The following is a 14,749-nucleotide window of genomic DNA, read 5'->3' as shown; positions in this document are numbered from 1 at the left end:
GGGAAGGCCTCAGGCCACGTCGAACGTAGCCGGATCCGGCCCCAGCCGCCGGTCCTCGTTCAGCGCGCTGATCGCCGCCATGTCCTCGGGGTCGAGCTCGAAACTGAAGACGTCGATGTTCTCCTTGATCCGCGACGGCGTCACGGACTTGGGGATCACCACGTTGCCCAGCTGGATGTGCCAGCGCAGGACGACCTGGGCCGGCGTGCGGCCGTGCTTCTGGGCGATCGCGACGATCGCCGGGACCTCCAGGAGGCCCTTGCCCTGGCCGAGCGGGGACCAGGCCTCCGTGGCGATGCCCTGCTCCGCGTGGATCTCGCGGGAGGCGCGCTGCTGGAGGTGCGGGTGGAGTTCGATCTGGTTGACGGCGGGGATGACCGACGTCTCGGAGAGCAGTTTCTCCAGGTGCTCGGGCAGGAAGTTCGAGACACCGATGGACTTCGCGCGGCCGTCGGCCTGGATCTTCTCGAAGGCCTTGTACGTGTCCACGGCGAGGCCCTTGGAGGGCAGCGGCCAGTGGATGAGGTACAGGTCCACATGGTCGAGGCCGAGCTTCTCCAGGGACGTGTCGAAGGCGCGAAGCGTGGAGTCGTAGCCCTGGTCGGTGTTCCAGAGCTTCGTCGTGACGAAGAGCTCTTCGCGGGCGATGCCGGAGGCGGCGATGGCCTTGCCGGTGCCCTCTTCGTTGCCGTAGATGGCTGCGGTGTCGATGCTGCGGTACCCGGCCTCCAGCGCCGTCGCGACGGCCGCCTCCGCCTCGTCGTCCGGTACCTGCCAGACGCCGAAGCCGAGCTGCGGCATCTCGACGCCATTGTTCAGGATGATCGGGGGGACCTTGCTCACGAGCTCTCGATCCTTAAGTCGTCGGTTGGTGCTCCCATGGTCAACGATCAGATGCGGTGCTGCATTCCTTGAACACTCCCGGGTGAAGTCGGGGCGTTTTTTGGTCCGCACCATTGACCGCGTTCCGTCATACCGCGACTCTATTGCACATCACTGAACGCAGAACACTCATGTGAACGCCTGGTGAACACCCCGCGACACCCGCTCCACCCCCATCACGCGGATCACTCTGCGGCCGGTGACTCCTCATGACTCCTGAACCCCCACTCTTCAGGAAGGCAGCCACACGCCCATGAACGATGACCAGAATCCCACCGCGCCGGAAGTGACGGAAGCCGTCACCGCATGGCAGACCCCCGAGTACGAGGTCGTGGAGACCGCGCTCGAAGTGACCGCGTACCGCAGCGCCGACCGGTAGTCCCGCCGCCATGCTGCTGCAGGTGCTCGGCACCGCGGCGGGCGGCGGTCTTCCCCAGTGGAACTGCGCGTGTCCCGGGTGCACCGGGGCACGCGCCCACCCGGAGCGCCGCCGTCGGCACGCCTCGCTCGCCGTTCGAGCGGGGGACGGACGCTGGTACGTCGTCAACGCCACCCCCGACATCGGTGAACAGATCGAGGCCGCCCCGGAACTCCACCCCGGGCCCGGAGCCCGGCAGACCCCCGTCGCCGGCGTCGTCCTGACCGACGCCGAACTCGACCACACCCTTGGCATCGCCCGGCTCCGTGAAGCCCACGGCGGCGTCGACGTCCTGGCGACCCCGCCCGTGCTCGACGCCGTGCGGGAAGGGCTGCGCCTCGATGCCGTCCTCGGTCCGTACACGCCGGTGCGGTGGCGTGAGCTGCCCGTCGGCGCGGGGTGCCCGCTGGACCAGGAGTCCGGTGTCACGGTCAGCGCCGTCCCGCTTTCTGCCAAGAAGCCCCGGTACGCCGCCAACTACGCGGACGCCAGCGAGAGTTGGTCCGTCGCTCTGCGGCTGCGCGAACCCGCCACCGGACGCACCCTCCTCTACGCCCCCGCCCTCGCCGTCTGGTCCGACGCCTTCGACGAAGCCGCGCGCGACGCCGACTGCGTCTTCGTCGACGGCACCTTCTGGGACGACGAGGAGCCCCTGCGCTCCGGCTTCTCCACCCGTACCTCCACCGGCATGGGCCACCTGCCCATCACCGGCCCCGGCGGCACCGCGCACCGTCTTGCGCGGCTGCCGGGGCGCTGCCTCTACACCCACCTCAACAACACCAACCCGCTCGGGAACCCGCACGCCGAACAGCACAAGCTCCTCGCGGAGTGGGGAATCGAAGTCGCGGCGGAACGGATGGTGATCGAGCTGTGACGGCTCTCCATGAGACGGCTCCCTGGACACCCGGCGAGTTCACCGAGCGGCTGCGCGCCGTCTCGGCCGAGCGCTATCACGACCGGCACCCCTTCAACGTACGCATGCACGAAGGCACCCTCACCCGCGAGGAGTTGCGCCGCTGGATCGTGAACCGGTTCCACTACCAGCGCCACATCCCCGTCAAGGACGCGCTCATCCTCGCCAAGTTCGACGACCCGTCGCTGCGCCGCGGCTGGGTGCGCAGGATCCAGGACCACGACGGGGAGAAGGACGGGGACGGCGGCATCGAGCGGTGGCTGCGGCTCGGCGAGGCCGCCGGGGTCGAGCGCGGTGACCTCCTCGACGCCTCGCGGGTGCTGCCCGGTGTGCGGCTCGCGGTCGACGGATACGTCAACTTCTGCCGCCTGCGGCCCCTCCTTGACGCCGTCGCCGCCTCGCTCACCGAGCTGTCCGCGCCGGATCTCATGCGGACCAGGATCGACGCCTTCGAGCGGCACTACCCGTGGATCGACATGGAGGGCCTCGCGTACTTCCGCACCCGCGTGGAGCAGGGCGGCCGTGACGGGCGGGAAGCGCTCGGACTCGTCCTGGAATGGGCCCGCACCCGGGAGGAGCAGGAGCGGGCCGTCGCGGCGCTCGGCTTCAAGTGCGATGTGCTGTGGACGCTGCTCGACGCGGTCGACCGGGGGCCGGGGTGCGGCTGATGACTGAGGTCGTACGTCTCGACTGGCGGCCCGCGTTGGCGCGCTCGGTGATCCTGCGGCACGACCAGGTGCGCGGCGTCGACCTCCTGGTGCTGCCCGAGCGGGTGGTCGTGCTGCGCGGGTCCGCCGGGAGCATCGTGGAGCTGTGCGACGGGGAACGTGAAGTCGCCGCGATCGTGGAGGAGTTGGAGCGGCGGCACCCTGGCGCGGCGGTGGCCGACGACGTGCCGCGGTTCCTCGCGGCCCTGCGGGCGGAGGGGTGGCTTCGGTGACGGAGTCCCTGCGGCGGCCTGTCGGATCTGCCGAATCTGTCGAACCGCCGTGGGCCCTTCTTGCCGAGCTCACACACGGGTGCCCCCTGCGGTGCGCCTACTGCTCCAATCCCACCGAACTGGTCGCCAGAAGTGCGGAGTTGACGTCCGCCCAATGGGGCGACGTCATGCGACAGGCCGCGGACATCGGTGTCGTGCAGACGCATCTGTCCGGCGGTGAGCCCCTCCTGCGCCGCGATCTGCACGAGATCGTCACGGCCGCCGACTCGGCCGGGATCCACACACAGCTCGTGACCAGCGGTGTCGGACTGCACGAAGCCCGCCTTGAGGTCCTCGTCGGCGCGGGCCTGCGCAGCGTCCAGCTGTCCGTGCAGCACGCCGATCCGGAGAGTGCCGAACTCATCGCGGGAGCAAGGGCGTTCACCGCCAAGGAGAAGGCGGCCGGGCTCGTGCGGGCGGCGGATCTTCCCCTCGGTCTCAACGCCGTGCTGCACCGTGCCAATCTCGACGCGCTCGACGGCATCGTGGAGTTGGGCCTCAGCTGGGGCGCCGACCGGGTCGAGCTCGCCAATACGCAGTTCTACGGCTGGGCGCTGCGCAACCGGGACGCGCTGCTCCCGGACCGCACCCAGGTCGCGCGGGCCCGTGAGCGCGTCGAGCGGTGGCGGGAGCGGCTCGCGGGGCGCATGGAGCTGGTGTGGGTGGCGCCCGACTATGTGGACGGCATCGCGAAGCCCTGCATGGGCGGCTGGGGCTCCATTTCGCTGACGGTCGCCCCGGACGGAACGGCGCTCCCGTGCCCGGCCGCCGGTGAACTCGTCGGACCCGACGCGCCGAACGTCAAGGATCACCGACTGGGCTGGATCTGGCGCGAGTCGGCGGCCTTCAACCGCTACCGCGGCCAGGGGTGGATGCGTGAGCCCTGCCGCAGTTGCGAGCTGCGGACCGTGGACTTCGGCGGCTGCCGCTGCCAGGCGTACGCCCTGACCGGCGACGCATCGCGCACGGACCCCGCCTGCCACCGCTCGCCGGACCACGGGGCGGTCCGCGCCCTCGTCGACGGCGCGGCATCAGCCACGGCGGGCGACTTCGTCTACCGGGCGCCCCCGAAGACGTAAGACCTTCCCTCGCTGCGGGACGTGACCCCACTCCCGCGACCTCAGATCGTTAGGAACCCTTCCTAACAGGTTGCTGACACCACAAAGGAGAACACACCCCCCATGTCTCACACCCACCGCAGAACGGTCACCGCGCTCGCCGCGGCCGCCGTCCTCGCGACGACGGCGTCCCTCGCCCTGGCCGCACAGTCGTCGGCCGCGCCCCCGGAGACGACGGCCAAGACACCCGAAGCGCCGACGGCCAAGGCGTCCGGCACCATCCACGCCGCCCCGTACGAGTACCTCGGCTGGGGCAGCCCGCAGAAGCCCACCGACGTGATGGCCGCGACCGGCGTCAAGTGGTTCACGCTCGCCTTCATCCTCTCCGACGGCGGCTGCAACCCGGCCTGGGACGGCAGCCGCCCGCTGAAGGGCGGCTCCGACGAGTCCGCCATCAAGTCCATCCGCGGCGCCGGCGGAGACATCGTCGTCTCCGTCGGCGGCTGGAGCGGCGCCAAGCTCGGCGAGAAGTGCACCAGTGCCACCGCGCTGGCCGGTGCGTACCAGAAGGTCATCGACGCCTACAAGCTCAAGGCGTTCGACATCGACATCGAGGACACCGAGTTCAGCAATGCGACCGTGCGCCAGCGTGTCGTCGACGCCTTGAAGATCGTGAAGCAGAAGAACCCGGGGATCGTCACCTACGTGACCATGGGGACGACCCCGAGCGGTCCCGACGCCACCGGCAAGGACCTCATCAAGCGCGGCGCGGCGGCCGGTCTCGACAACGACGCCTGGGTGATCATGCCGTTCGACTTCGGCAGTCACAGCGGTTCCATGGGCGATGCCTCGGTCAGCGCGATGGAGGGCCTGAAGAGCGCGGTCAAGAGTGCTTATGGCTACAGCGACGCCGACGCGTACAAGCGCATCGGCGTCTCCTCGATGAACGGCAAGACCGACGTGGCGGGCGAGACCGTCACCACGAACGACTTCAAGCAGATCCTCGCCTACGCGAAGCAGCACCACATCGCGCGGTTCTCCTTCTGGGCCGTCAACCGCGACCGCGACTGCTCGGGCGGCGGAAGCGCCGGGGACTCGTGCAGTGGGGTGTCGCAAGCTCCGTACGACTTCACCAAAATCGTCGCGCAGTACGGGGGTTGAGAGATGAACAGCGGAAAGAAGGGAGCGGCCGTGCTCGGCGCCGCCGCTCTGATCGTCGGCCTCGCGCAGTACGTCACGTCCGCGTCCGCGGCCCCGGACCAGCCGAAGGCAGCGGTCGGCGAACCGACGGACATAGCGACGATATCCACCGGCTGGACGATCCCCTGGGGCACGTCCTGGACGCCCGACGGCAAGTCCGCCCTGGTCACCGAGCGCGACGACTTCCGCGTCTGGCTTGTCTCGGCCGACGGCAAGGACAAGAAGCAGATCGGTACCGTTCCCGACTCCCAGACCACCGGCGGCGAGGGAGGGTTGATGGGAGTGGCCGTCGATCCGGACTGGGCCACGAACCACTACGTGTACGTCATGCACACCTCGTCCGAGGGCAATCGCATCGCGCGCATGACGTACGACGGGACGAAGCTGACCGACTACAAGGCCCTGCTCAAGGGGATCAAGAAGAACAAGTACCACAACGGCGGCCGCCTGGCCTTTGGCCCTGACGGATACCTCTACGCCACCACGGGCGACGCCCAGGACGGCGCCCTCGCGCAGGACAAGAACTCCCTCAACGGTAAGATCCTGCGCCTCACCAAGGACGGCAAGGCCGCCCCCGGCAATCCCTTCGGCAACTACGCCTACAGCATGGGGCACCGCAACCCGCAAGGCATCGCCTTCGATACCCAAGGGCGGCTGTGGGAAGCCGAGTTGGGGCAGGGCAAGAAGGACGAGCTGAACCTCATCAAGCCCGGCAAGAACTACGGCTGGCCCACGTGCGAAGGCACCTGTGACGTCTCCGGTATGACCAACCCCAAGACGACCTGGGGCGTCGCCGAGGCCTCGCCGAGCGGCGTCGCCGTCGTCGACGGCGCCGTCTACATGGCGGCGCTGAAGGGCGAGCGGCTCTGGCGCATACCGATCAACGCCGACAACGAGGACGTCGGGACGCCGAAGGCGTTCTACGTCGGTGAGTACGGGCGGCTGCGCGCGGTCACGGCCGTGCCGGGCGCGGCATCCGAGGGCAACCAGCTCTGGCTCTCCACCACGAACGCCGACAACAACGGTGGGCAGCCCGACGGTTCGGACCAGATCTTCCGCGTGACCATCGGCTAGCGGCGCGGTCCTAGGCCGCGCTGGTCCCGCCGGTCCCGCCGGTCCCGAGGTACGCGTCGCGCACCTTCGGGTCCGCGCGTACCTCGGCCGCCGTGCCCTCGGCGAGGACGGTGCCCAGGTCGAGTACCACCACGCGGGCGCAGAGCTCCATCACGAAGGCGACGTTGTGCTCGACCAGGAGCACGGCGCAGCCTTCCTCGTCCGCGAGGTGCCGGATGACGGCCGACAGCTGGCCTCGCTCGTCGGCCGTCATTCCGGAGGCGGGCTCGTCCAGGAGCAGCACCCTGGGCGGGTCCGCCACCGCGCGTGCCAGTTCCACCATGCGGGCCCGGCCGACGGGGAGGGCGCCCGCGTAGCCGTCGGCCAGCGCCTCAAGTCCGCACTCACGCAGCACACTTGAGGCGCGTTCCCGCCTCTCCTTCTCGTGCGTACGCCGGGTGGGCGCCGCCAGGAGATCGGCGGCGAACCCGCCACCGCCGCCCCGCCACTCCTGCGCGACGAGCAGATTGTCGGTGACCGTGAGCTGCCCGAAGAGCTGCTGGCGCTGGAAGGTGCGGCGCATGCCGTGGCGGGCGCGCCAGACGGGGGAGCGGCGGGTGACGTCGGCGCCGTCGAGCAGGACGCGCCCCTGATCGGGGCGGCGGATGCCGGACACGACGTCGAACAGCGTTGTCTTTCCCGCGCCGTTGGGGCCGATGAGGCCGCAGACCTCGCCGGGGCGCAGGCTCAGGTCCACGTCGGTGAGGGCGTGGACGCCGCCGAAACGGACGCCGATGCCGGAGGCTTCGAGGACGCGATCGTTCATGGCCGGCCCACTCCTTCGATGTGGCCCTGCGCGGCTATGCCCAGATAGGCCTCGGTCAGCTGGTCCGCCCGGACCTCGGAGCGCGGGCCGCACCAGGAGACCCTGCCCTGTGCGAGGTAGGCGACGGTGTCGGCGATGCCGAGGATCTCGGCGGCCTTCTCCTCCACCAGGAGCAACCCCGTTCCCGCGTCGCGGAGTTCGGCGAGCAGGCGGAAGATCTCGTCGACCACGCGGGGTGCGAGGCCGAGGGACGGCTCGTCCGCGATCAGTACCTTGGGCGGTCGCTGGAGGAGGGGCGCCAGGGCGAGCATCTGCTGTTCTCCTCCCGAGAGAGAGCCCGCGGTGACCTTGCGTCGCGCGGCGAGGCCGGGGAAGCGGTCGTAGACCGCGTCGCGGGCGTCCCCCTCCGGGAGGTGCAGGGTGAGGTTCTCCTCGATGGTGAGGGAGGGGAAGATGCCGCGGCCTTCGGGGGCGAGGACGACTCCGGCTCGGGAGCGGTGGACGGGGCCGTTCCGCGTGGCGTCCTGCCCGGCTACGTAGATCTGCCCCCTGGTGGGGGTGAGAAGCCCGGCGGCGGCCTTGCACGTCGTGGACTTGCCCGCGCCGTTGGGGCCGAGCAGGGCGACGATCTCGCTGGGGTGGACGGTGAGGGTCACTCCGTGGAGTACGGGGGCGCCGTCGTATCCGGCGTGGACGTCATGCAGGGCCAGGGAGGGCGGGGACTTTTCCCCGCTGTGCCCCATCAGCGCGCTCCGCGCGCGGGCGCCCCTTCCCGGCTGTGACACAGCGGCTCCGCCGCGGGCCGCTCTGGCGCGGGGGCCTTGCATGCCGTCATCACCGGCTTCGCCGAGTTCGTCCTCGAACGCCGGACGGGCTGAAAGATGCCGCCGATGCAGTCGTACCGAAACCGCCGCGCAGTACCCATCCGGATCATTGGCCAGCGCCAACCCCGCCAGCCCGAACAGAATCACCGGCAACTGCACGGACTCCGTCACGTAGTCGGCGACCAAGTGCGGCACGATCGCGAAGACGAGCCCCGCCACCACCGCGAACTGCGGCCTGCGCACGCCTGCGGCCACCACCACCGCCAACCACACGAGCCCCGTCATCGCGGTGAAGTCCGTGGCTGTGATCCGCGTGTTGAACGACGCGTACATCACGCCGCCGAACCCCGCGAGACCTGCCGACAGCGTGAACAGCAGCAGCTTCGTCCGCACCACCGAGACCCCGGAGGCCATGGCCGCCGCCGGCGCGGACCGCACCGCCAGCATCGCCCGCCCCGTGGCCGACCCCCGCAGCGCACTCAGTGCGGCCACGGCAAGCGCCACCAGGACGCCCATCGCCACGCCCATCGCCCGGTCGTCGCTCAGGTCGACAGGACCGAAGACCGCGCGCGGGATCTCCCACCCCGTGTCGCCGTTCCTCAACCACCCCATCTGGAAAAGGACTTGATCGGCGAGGAAGGCCAGGGCAAGCGTGGCCAATGCCAGCGACCGCCCGCCCAGACGCAGTGCGGGCAGCGCGACCAGCGCGCCGAGCACCGCCGCCCCGCACGTCCCCACCAGCGCCGCCGCGATGAACGGCCACCCATGGCTCATCAGGAGCCCCGCCACGAGGGCCGCGCCCGTCACGAACGTCGCCTGCGCCAGCGACACCATCGCGCCCAGGCCCGTCACCACCGTGAACGAGATGAAGACCAGCGAGATCGCCAGGCCCTGCGCGAGGATGCCGCTCCAGAAGGGCGTGGTGACCGTGTAGAAGGACAGCGCGAGCAGCACACCTCCCACGGCCCACGGCCCCCACCTGCGCACCCACGGCTTCCCGGCGAGATAGTCGATCGGCGGCGCGTCCACCGCCGCCGTGCCCGCCGTCCGCTGCCGCCGCGTCATGAGAAGCAGTCCGGCGAAGAGGATCAGGAAAGGAACCGCCGTGCGGAAACCGGTGATCTTCTCCGCGAAGTCCGCGTATCCGGCGACCAGATTCTGGAGCACACCCAGACCGAGCCCGCCCGCGAACGCCAGCGGGATCGACATGAAGCGTCCGAGGACCGCTGCCGTCGCCGACACGAACAAGAACAGCGTGAAGTCGTGCGACGACAGGCCCAGCAAGGGAGTTGCCAGCACACCGGCAAGACCCGCGAGCCCCGACGACAGCATCCACGCCACCGATGAGAGCCGGTCCGCGCTCATGCCCCGCAGCTCCACCAGCGAGCGGTTGTCCACCGCCGCCCGCAGCCGGAGCCCCAGCGGCGTGTGCCGCATCAGGACCCACAGGCCGACCGCGACCACGGCCGTCGCGACCCACGTGATCAGCTGGTCGGAGTCGATGCCGACGCCGTCCATGAGCTGCCAGTTCTTGGCGGGGCTGGGACCGACGCCCGGCAGGCCGAACTGGTTCTCGGCCGGTTTGACGGACGCCCCCGCGTCCTCCAGGAGCTCAACCACCCACAGGCCGAGCGCGGGCAGCGCGACGAGCAGCCCGATCGTCGCCACGATCTGCGCGGTCTCGCCGACCCTCGCCAGCTTGCGGAACATGAGCCGGTCCAGGCCCCAGCCGAGCGCGGGCGCCACGACGCAGACGAGAAGGAGCGCGGTCGGCACGGCGGGCCAGCCGAAGCCGGAGTGGAGTTCGTAGAAGGTGAGCGCGCAGAGGTAGGCGGTGGCGCCGTGTGCGAAGTTGAAGAGCCCGGATGCGGAGTAGGACAGGACGAGGCCCGTCGCGAGCAGCGCGTACAGGGCGCCGGAGACGAGACCGCTCAGCACGAATCCCAGCAGGTCCGACATGGGTGTCGTACCCCCCCTACTTGAAGGGGATGGGTTCGTAGCACTTGAAGGGCGCCGACACCGAGTACTTCCCGCCCTTGAGCTGCACCAGCGCGCCGCAGCCGAACGATTCCTTCTGCCCCTTGGGCAGGCTGCGGTCGCCGACCATCGTGTCCGTGTCGGAGAAGCCGTTCGCCGCCTGCTGGAAGGAGTCGACGGTCAGCTTCTTGCCCGCCTTCCCGGCGATCGAGAGGAAGAGGTCCGCGGACATATAGCCGGTCATCATGTGCATGTTGAGCGGGACGTCCTCGCCCGCGGCCTTCCTGATGTCCGCCTTGAACCGCTTCATCGCCGCGGTGTTCTGCTCGAACGGCTGGAAGGACAGCAGGATGTGCACGCCGTCGAGCGCCTTCTTCGTCGCGCTCTTGGCAAGTAGGCCCGGGTCGTAGTCGGTCGGGTCCGTGATCACGCCCTTGAAGCCGGAGCGCTTGACGGCCGTGAACAGGCCGATGTTGTACGGGGTCTGCATCACGGAGACGACCACGTCCGGCGCCTTGCCGCCGTCCGAGCGCAGGATCTCCTTCGTGTACGCCGACCAGTCGCTGGGCACGGAGGTCGCGGGCACGGTCGACTTGGCGTACGTCACCTTGTAACCGGCCGCGGCGAAGCTCTGCTTGTAGGTGCGGATGGCGAAGGTGCCCGCGTCGTTGTCGTTGGCGAGGATGGCCACGGACTTGCCCTTCGAGCCGTCCGTCACCTTCTTCAGGCCTTCGGGCCAGCTCTGCGTGATGGTGCCGCCGGGCATCGGCACCATGCAGCCGCCGAAGCCGTACATGTAACTCGGGCCGCAGAACGGCGGGATGGTGCCCCAGCCGAACGTGGGGACCTTCTGCTTCTGGAGGAAGTCGGCGCCGGAGAAGGTGACCGAGCTCATCGGCGAGATCGCGAACACCTTGTCCTGCTGGACGAGTTTGCGCGCCGCCGCGAGATTCTTGCCCGGGTCCTGGCCGTCGTCCTCCGCGCCCAGGTAGTCGATCTTCCGTCCGTGTACGCCGCCTTCGGCGTTCGCGCGGTCGAAGCGGGCCTTGGCGCCGAGGTCGGTGTCCTTCTTGCTGTAGCCGCTCGCGGTCGTCATGGAGACGATGCCGCCGACCTTGATGGAGTCGGCGCTCACGCCGCGCACGGAGCCGCCGGCCTTGTCACCGCCGCTCGAACCGCTGCTGTTGGACGCGGAGTTGCAGGCAGTGGCGAGCAGCAGTGCGGCCACGGTGGCGGTGATGGTGCGGATCGATCGCGACACGGGCGAGCCCCCTCCGACGAAGTGAGGGTGATTCTGTGCGTGACCTGATGAACCGTCAATAACTGACGCGGCGGAAATTGATGAACCGTCAGAAACTCGCCCGGCTCACCTCACGCCCGGTACAAGGCCTCGACCTCAGCCGAGTAGGCCGTCTCGATCGCCTTGCGCTTGAGCTTCAGCGACGGGGTCAGCAACCCGTGCTCCTCGGAGAACTGGTGAGCCAGTATCCGGAACGTACGGATCGACTCGGCCTGCGAGACGAGGGTGTTGGCGGCCACCACGGCCCGCCGCACCTCGGTCTCAAGATCCGGGTCGCGCACCAGGTCCGTCGGCGACATCGGCGGCTTGCGGCGCATGTTCAGCCAGTGCTCGACGGCCTCGCCGTCCAGCGTGACGAGCGCCGCGATGTACGGGCGGTCGTTGCCCACCACGATGCACTGCGCGACCAGCGGATGGTCGCGCACCCGCTCCTCCAGCTGCCCCGGCGAGACGCTCTTGCCGCCGGACGTCACCAGGATCTCCTTCTTGCGCCCGGTGATCGTGAGATAGCCGTCCTCGTCGAGCGCCCCCAGGTCGCCGGTGCCGAGCCAGCCCTCGTGCAGGGTCGCGTCGGTGGCCTTGGGGTCGTTGAGGTAGCCCTGGAAGACGTTGCCGCCGTTCAGCCACACCTCGCCGTCCTCCGCGATGTACACGGTGGTGCCGGGGATGGGCTGGCCGACCGTGCCGTAGCGGGTGCGCTCGGGCGGGTTGGCGGTGGCGGCAGCGGTCGACTCCGTCAGGCCGTACCCCTCGTAGATCTGGACGCCCGCGCCCGCGAAGAACAGGCCGAGGCGCCGGTCCATCCCCGAGCCGCCGGACATCGCGTGGCGCACGCGACCGCCCATGGCGTCGCGCACCTTGGCGTAGACGAGCTTCTCGAAGAGCGAGTGCTGCATGCGCAGGGCCGCCGAAGGTCCAGGGCCCGTGCCGAAGGCCTTGGCCTCCATCGCGTCCGCGTACCGCACGGCGCACTCCACGGCCTTGTCGAAGGGCCCCGTCTTGCCGTCCTTCTCGGCCTTGCGCCGTGCCGCGTTGAAGACCTTCTCGAAGATGTACGGCACGGCCAGGATGAAGGACGGCCGGAACGCCGCCAGGTCCGGGATGAGCGCCGCCGCGTTCAGGCTCGGCTGGTGGCCCAGCTTGACCCGGCCACGGACCGCGGCGACCTGCACCATCCGCCCGAAGACGTGCGCGAGCGGCAGGAAGAGCAGCGTCGTCGCCTCGTCGCCGCGCCGGGAGTGGAAGACCGGCTCCCAGCGCTGGATGACCGTGTCCGCCTCGAACATGAAGTTCGCGTGGGAGATCAGACAGCCCTTGGGACGGCCCGTGGTGCCCGAGGTGTAGATGATCGTGGCGATGGAGTCGGGGGTGACGGCGCGGCGGTGGCGGTTGACCACCTCGTCGTCGACGTCCTGGCCCGCACGGTTCAGTTCGTCCACGGCGTCGGCGTCCAGCTGCCACAGCCTGCGCAGCTGCGGCAGCCGGTCGATCACCGAGCCGATCGTCATCGCATGGTCCTCGTGCTCGACCATGGCCGCCGACACCTGCGCGTCGTGCAGCATCCAGAAGACCTGCTCGGCGGATGACGTGGGGTAGACGGGCACCACCTGGGCGCCGACCGTCCAGAGCGCGTAGTCGAAGAGCGTCCACTCGTAGCGGGTGCGGCACATGATGGCGACGCGGTCGCCGAAGCGCACCCCTTGGGCGAGCAGCCCCTTGGCGAGCGTCATCACCTGGTCGCGGAACTCCGCCGATGTGATGTCGCGCCACTCGCCGTCGGTCTTTCGGCCGAGGGCGACGTGGAGCGGATCCTCAAGGGCATGGTCGAACACGACGTCGGCAAGGCCGCCCACCAGCGGCGCCGACGCCAACGGAGGGTTCGTGAACTCGCGCAATGATGCTCCTTGTGGCGCTCCGCACAGCGCCGGTGACGGTACCTCACCGCAGTGCCCTGCGGGAGAGGGGTGACCGACCCCTCGGTACGTACCATCCACGCTGGTCAGCCGGTGAAACCCGGCCACAAGGGGAGAGGCGGGACAGAATACTTACGGTTGAGTAAGTTTCGGTGGCGTAATCTCCACCGAATCTGTACGCAGCGGTTACGGCTGTGACTGTCCTTCGAGGACGCGTCCTGCGGCTGCCGGAACCTTCGCTTCCGGTGTCCCCGTCCCCGTGCCCGTCCCCGCGCCCGGAGCGGTGCGCGCGGACCGCACCATGACGAGAACCGCCACTCCCGCCACCAGACCCACCACGCCCGCGACGACCGCCGCCGCGTTCAGACCGGAGGCGAACGCCGTCCGTACGGCGTGCTCGGACAGCGTGCCACGCACCGCCGACGCGCCGCCGCCCGCGACGGTGTGAGCCGCGTCATGGCCGAGCGAGTCCTGCATGCGCGAGGTCAGCACCGTGCCGAAGACGGCGACCCCGAGCGCGTATCCGAGCTGACGGAAGGTGTTGACCGCGCCGCCCGCCATCCCCGAGTTCGCCTGCGGCACCGCCGCGAGTGCCGCGCCCCCCAGGGCGGGCGAGACCAGGCCGGTGCCGACGCCCGCGAGCGTGAGCCCGGGGATGAGCGCACCCCAGGACGACCCGGCGTCGAGCACCGCGAGGGCGACACCGCCGGCGCCGATCAGGAGCAGACCCACGCCGATCGTCAGGCGCGCGGGCACCCCGTGCAGCAGCCGTCCGCCGACCGCGGCCACGACGAACGAGGTCGCGGCGAGCGGCAGCATGACGAGGCTGCCGGTCACCGGGCTCATGCCGAGCACGGTCTGCAGCCAGATCGAGAGGTAGGGCATCAGGCCGAACGCGGCCGCGTTGTAGCCGATCGCGCCGACCAGTACGCCCGTGAAGGCGGGCATGCGCAGCAGCCTCAGGTCGAGCAGCGGGTGCGCGACGCGGCGTTCGGCGGCCACGAAGGCCGCGAGCGCGAGCACCGAGACCGCGAGGGTCACCACCGTGGGCGTCGACGTCCAGCCCTCCGACCCCGCCCGCACCACTCCGTAGGTCAGCGCGCCCGCGAACAGCGCGAACGTCACCGTGCCCACCCAGTCGACCCGCCGGCCCGCCTGGCCCTTCGACTCCGGCACCACGCGCAGCGTCAGCCACATCGACGCGACGCTCACCGGCAGGTTCACGAAGAAGATCCACCGCCAGCCGGGCCCCTCGGCGAGCAGCCCGCCGACGATGGGTCCAAGGGCCGCGGCGGCCCCGCTGACCGCGCCCCAGACGCCGAGCGCGACCGACCGGTCCCGCCCCTGGTAGGCGGCGCCGAGCAGCGGCAGCGTCGTCGCGAACATCGCGGCGGCGCCGAGCCCCT

13 protein-coding genes are annotated in these 14,749 nt (G+C 70.0%); 7 read left to right on the top strand and 6 right to left on the bottom strand.

Annotated elements, in window-relative coordinates; translation table 11 throughout:
- Positions 1–9 precede the first annotated feature (9 nt).
- Positions 10–801, bottom strand: coding sequence for an aldo/keto reductase (locus ABD378_RS36995; RefSeq protein WP_344528546.1), 792 nt, complete (start codon positions 799–801; stop codon positions 10–12).
- Positions 802–1,135: 334 nt separating this feature from the next.
- Here ABD378_RS36995 and pqqA point away from each other — a divergent pair, with 334 nt between their 5' ends.
- The 7 genes from pqqA to ABD378_RS36960 all read left to right on the top strand — a co-directional run bounded on the left by pqqA (position 1,136) and on the right by ABD378_RS36960 (position 6,524).
- Positions 1,136–1,261, top strand: a complete 126-nt coding sequence (pqqA, locus tag ABD378_RS36990) for a pyrroloquinoline quinone precursor peptide PqqA (RefSeq protein WP_344528503.1) — start codon at positions 1,136–1,138, stop codon at positions 1,259–1,261.
- Positions 1,262–1,271: 10 nt separating this feature from the next.
- Positions 1,272–2,174, top strand: coding sequence for a pyrroloquinoline quinone biosynthesis protein PqqB (gene pqqB / locus ABD378_RS36985; RefSeq protein ID WP_344528501.1), 903 nt, complete (start codon positions 1,272–1,274; stop codon positions 2,172–2,174).
- Positions 2,171–2,881 carry a pyrroloquinoline-quinone synthase PqqC gene (gene pqqC / locus ABD378_RS36980; protein ID WP_344528499.1) on the top strand — a complete coding sequence of 237 codons (711 nt, stop codon included), beginning with the start codon at positions 2,171–2,173 and terminating at the stop codon, positions 2,879–2,881. Before pqqB ends, pqqC begins: the two co-directional genes overlap by 4 nt.
- Positions 2,881–3,153, top strand: a complete 273-nt coding sequence (gene pqqD / locus ABD378_RS36975; protein ID WP_344528497.1) for a pyrroloquinoline quinone biosynthesis peptide chaperone PqqD — start codon at positions 2,881–2,883, stop codon at positions 3,151–3,153. Before pqqC ends, pqqD begins: the two co-directional genes overlap by 1 nt.
- An 8-nt stretch (positions 3,154–3,161) precedes the next feature.
- The gene (pqqE, locus tag ABD378_RS36970) at positions 3,162–4,271 is read left to right on the top strand and encodes a pyrroloquinoline quinone biosynthesis protein PqqE (RefSeq protein ID WP_344528544.1); all 1,110 of its coding nucleotides are present in this window, start codon (positions 3,162–3,164) and stop codon (positions 4,269–4,271) included.
- A 102-nt stretch (positions 4,272–4,373) separates the two neighbouring features.
- Entirely contained in the window at positions 4,374–5,411 is a 1,038-nt protein-coding gene (locus ABD378_RS36965) for a chitinase (RefSeq protein ID WP_344528495.1), read from the top strand.
- A gap of 3 nt (positions 5,412–5,414) precedes the next feature.
- Positions 5,415–6,524 (top strand): PQQ-dependent sugar dehydrogenase, encoded by a 1,110-nt coding sequence (locus tag ABD378_RS36960; RefSeq protein ID WP_344528493.1) that lies wholly within the window; start codon positions 5,415–5,417, stop codon positions 6,522–6,524.
- 10 nt (positions 6,525–6,534) lie between these two features.
- Here the strand turns inward: ABD378_RS36960 and ABD378_RS36955 are convergent, their stop codons facing one another.
- The 5 genes from ABD378_RS36955 to ABD378_RS36935 all read right to left on the bottom strand — a co-directional run.
- Positions 6,535–7,329: an ABC transporter ATP-binding protein gene (locus ABD378_RS36955; protein ID WP_344528491.1), complete on the bottom strand. Its 795-nt coding sequence runs from the start codon at positions 7,327–7,329 to the stop codon at positions 6,535–6,537.
- Positions 7,326–10,112: an ABC transporter permease subunit gene (locus ABD378_RS36950; protein WP_344528489.1), complete on the bottom strand. Its 2,787-nt coding sequence runs from the start codon at positions 10,110–10,112 to the stop codon at positions 7,326–7,328. Before ABD378_RS36950 ends, ABD378_RS36955 begins: the two co-directional genes overlap by 4 nt.
- Positions 10,113–10,128: 16 nt before the next feature.
- Positions 10,129–11,391, bottom strand: coding sequence for an ABC transporter substrate-binding protein (locus ABD378_RS36945; protein WP_344528487.1), 1,263 nt, complete (start codon positions 11,389–11,391; stop codon positions 10,129–10,131).
- Between the two features lie 110 nt (positions 11,392–11,501).
- On the bottom strand, positions 11,502–13,325 hold the full coding sequence (locus ABD378_RS36940) for an AMP-dependent synthetase/ligase (RefSeq protein ID WP_344528485.1): 1,824 nt from the start codon (positions 13,323–13,325) through the stop codon (positions 11,502–11,504).
- A 204-nt stretch (positions 13,326–13,529) separates the two neighbouring features.
- A partial coding sequence (locus tag ABD378_RS36935; RefSeq protein ID WP_344528482.1) for an MFS transporter occupies positions 13,530–14,749 on the bottom strand: 1,220 nt, incomplete at its 5' end.

Source organism: Streptomyces rectiviolaceus, from assembly GCF_039533825.1.
In the GTDB taxonomy this organism is placed as follows: domain Bacteria; phylum Actinomycetota; class Actinomycetes; order Streptomycetales; family Streptomycetaceae; genus Streptomyces; species Streptomyces rectiviolaceus.
This window is presented reverse-complemented; position numbering and strand designations above follow the sequence as displayed.

What these genes read in the sequence shown, in the direction of transcription:
- ABD378_RS36995 (WP_344528546.1), bottom strand. Translation starts at nt 801, where the DNA reads ATGCCGCAGCTCGGCTTCGGCGTCTGGCAGGTACCGGACGACGAGGCG.
- pqqA (WP_344528503.1), top strand. Translation starts at nt 1,136, where the DNA reads ATGAACGATGACCAGAATCCCACCGCGCCGGAAGTGACGGAAGCCGTC.
- pqqB (WP_344528501.1), top strand. Translation starts at nt 1,272, where the DNA reads ATGCTGCTGCAGGTGCTCGGCACCGCGGCGGGCGGCGGTCTTCCCCAG.
- pqqD (WP_344528497.1), top strand. Translation starts at nt 2,881, where the DNA reads ATGACTGAGGTCGTACGTCTCGACTGGCGGCCCGCGTTGGCGCGCTCG.
- ABD378_RS36965 (WP_344528495.1), top strand. Translation starts at nt 4,374, where the DNA reads ATGTCTCACACCCACCGCAGAACGGTCACCGCGCTCGCCGCGGCCGCC.
- ABD378_RS36960 (WP_344528493.1), top strand. Translation starts at nt 5,415, where the DNA reads ATGAACAGCGGAAAGAAGGGAGCGGCCGTGCTCGGCGCCGCCGCTCTG.
- ABD378_RS36955 (WP_344528491.1), bottom strand. Translation starts at nt 7,329, where the DNA reads ATGAACGATCGCGTCCTCGAAGCCTCCGGCATCGGCGTCCGTTTCGGC.
- ABD378_RS36950 (WP_344528489.1), bottom strand. Translation starts at nt 10,112, where the DNA reads ATGTCGGACCTGCTGGGATTCGTGCTGAGCGGTCTCGTCTCCGGCGCC.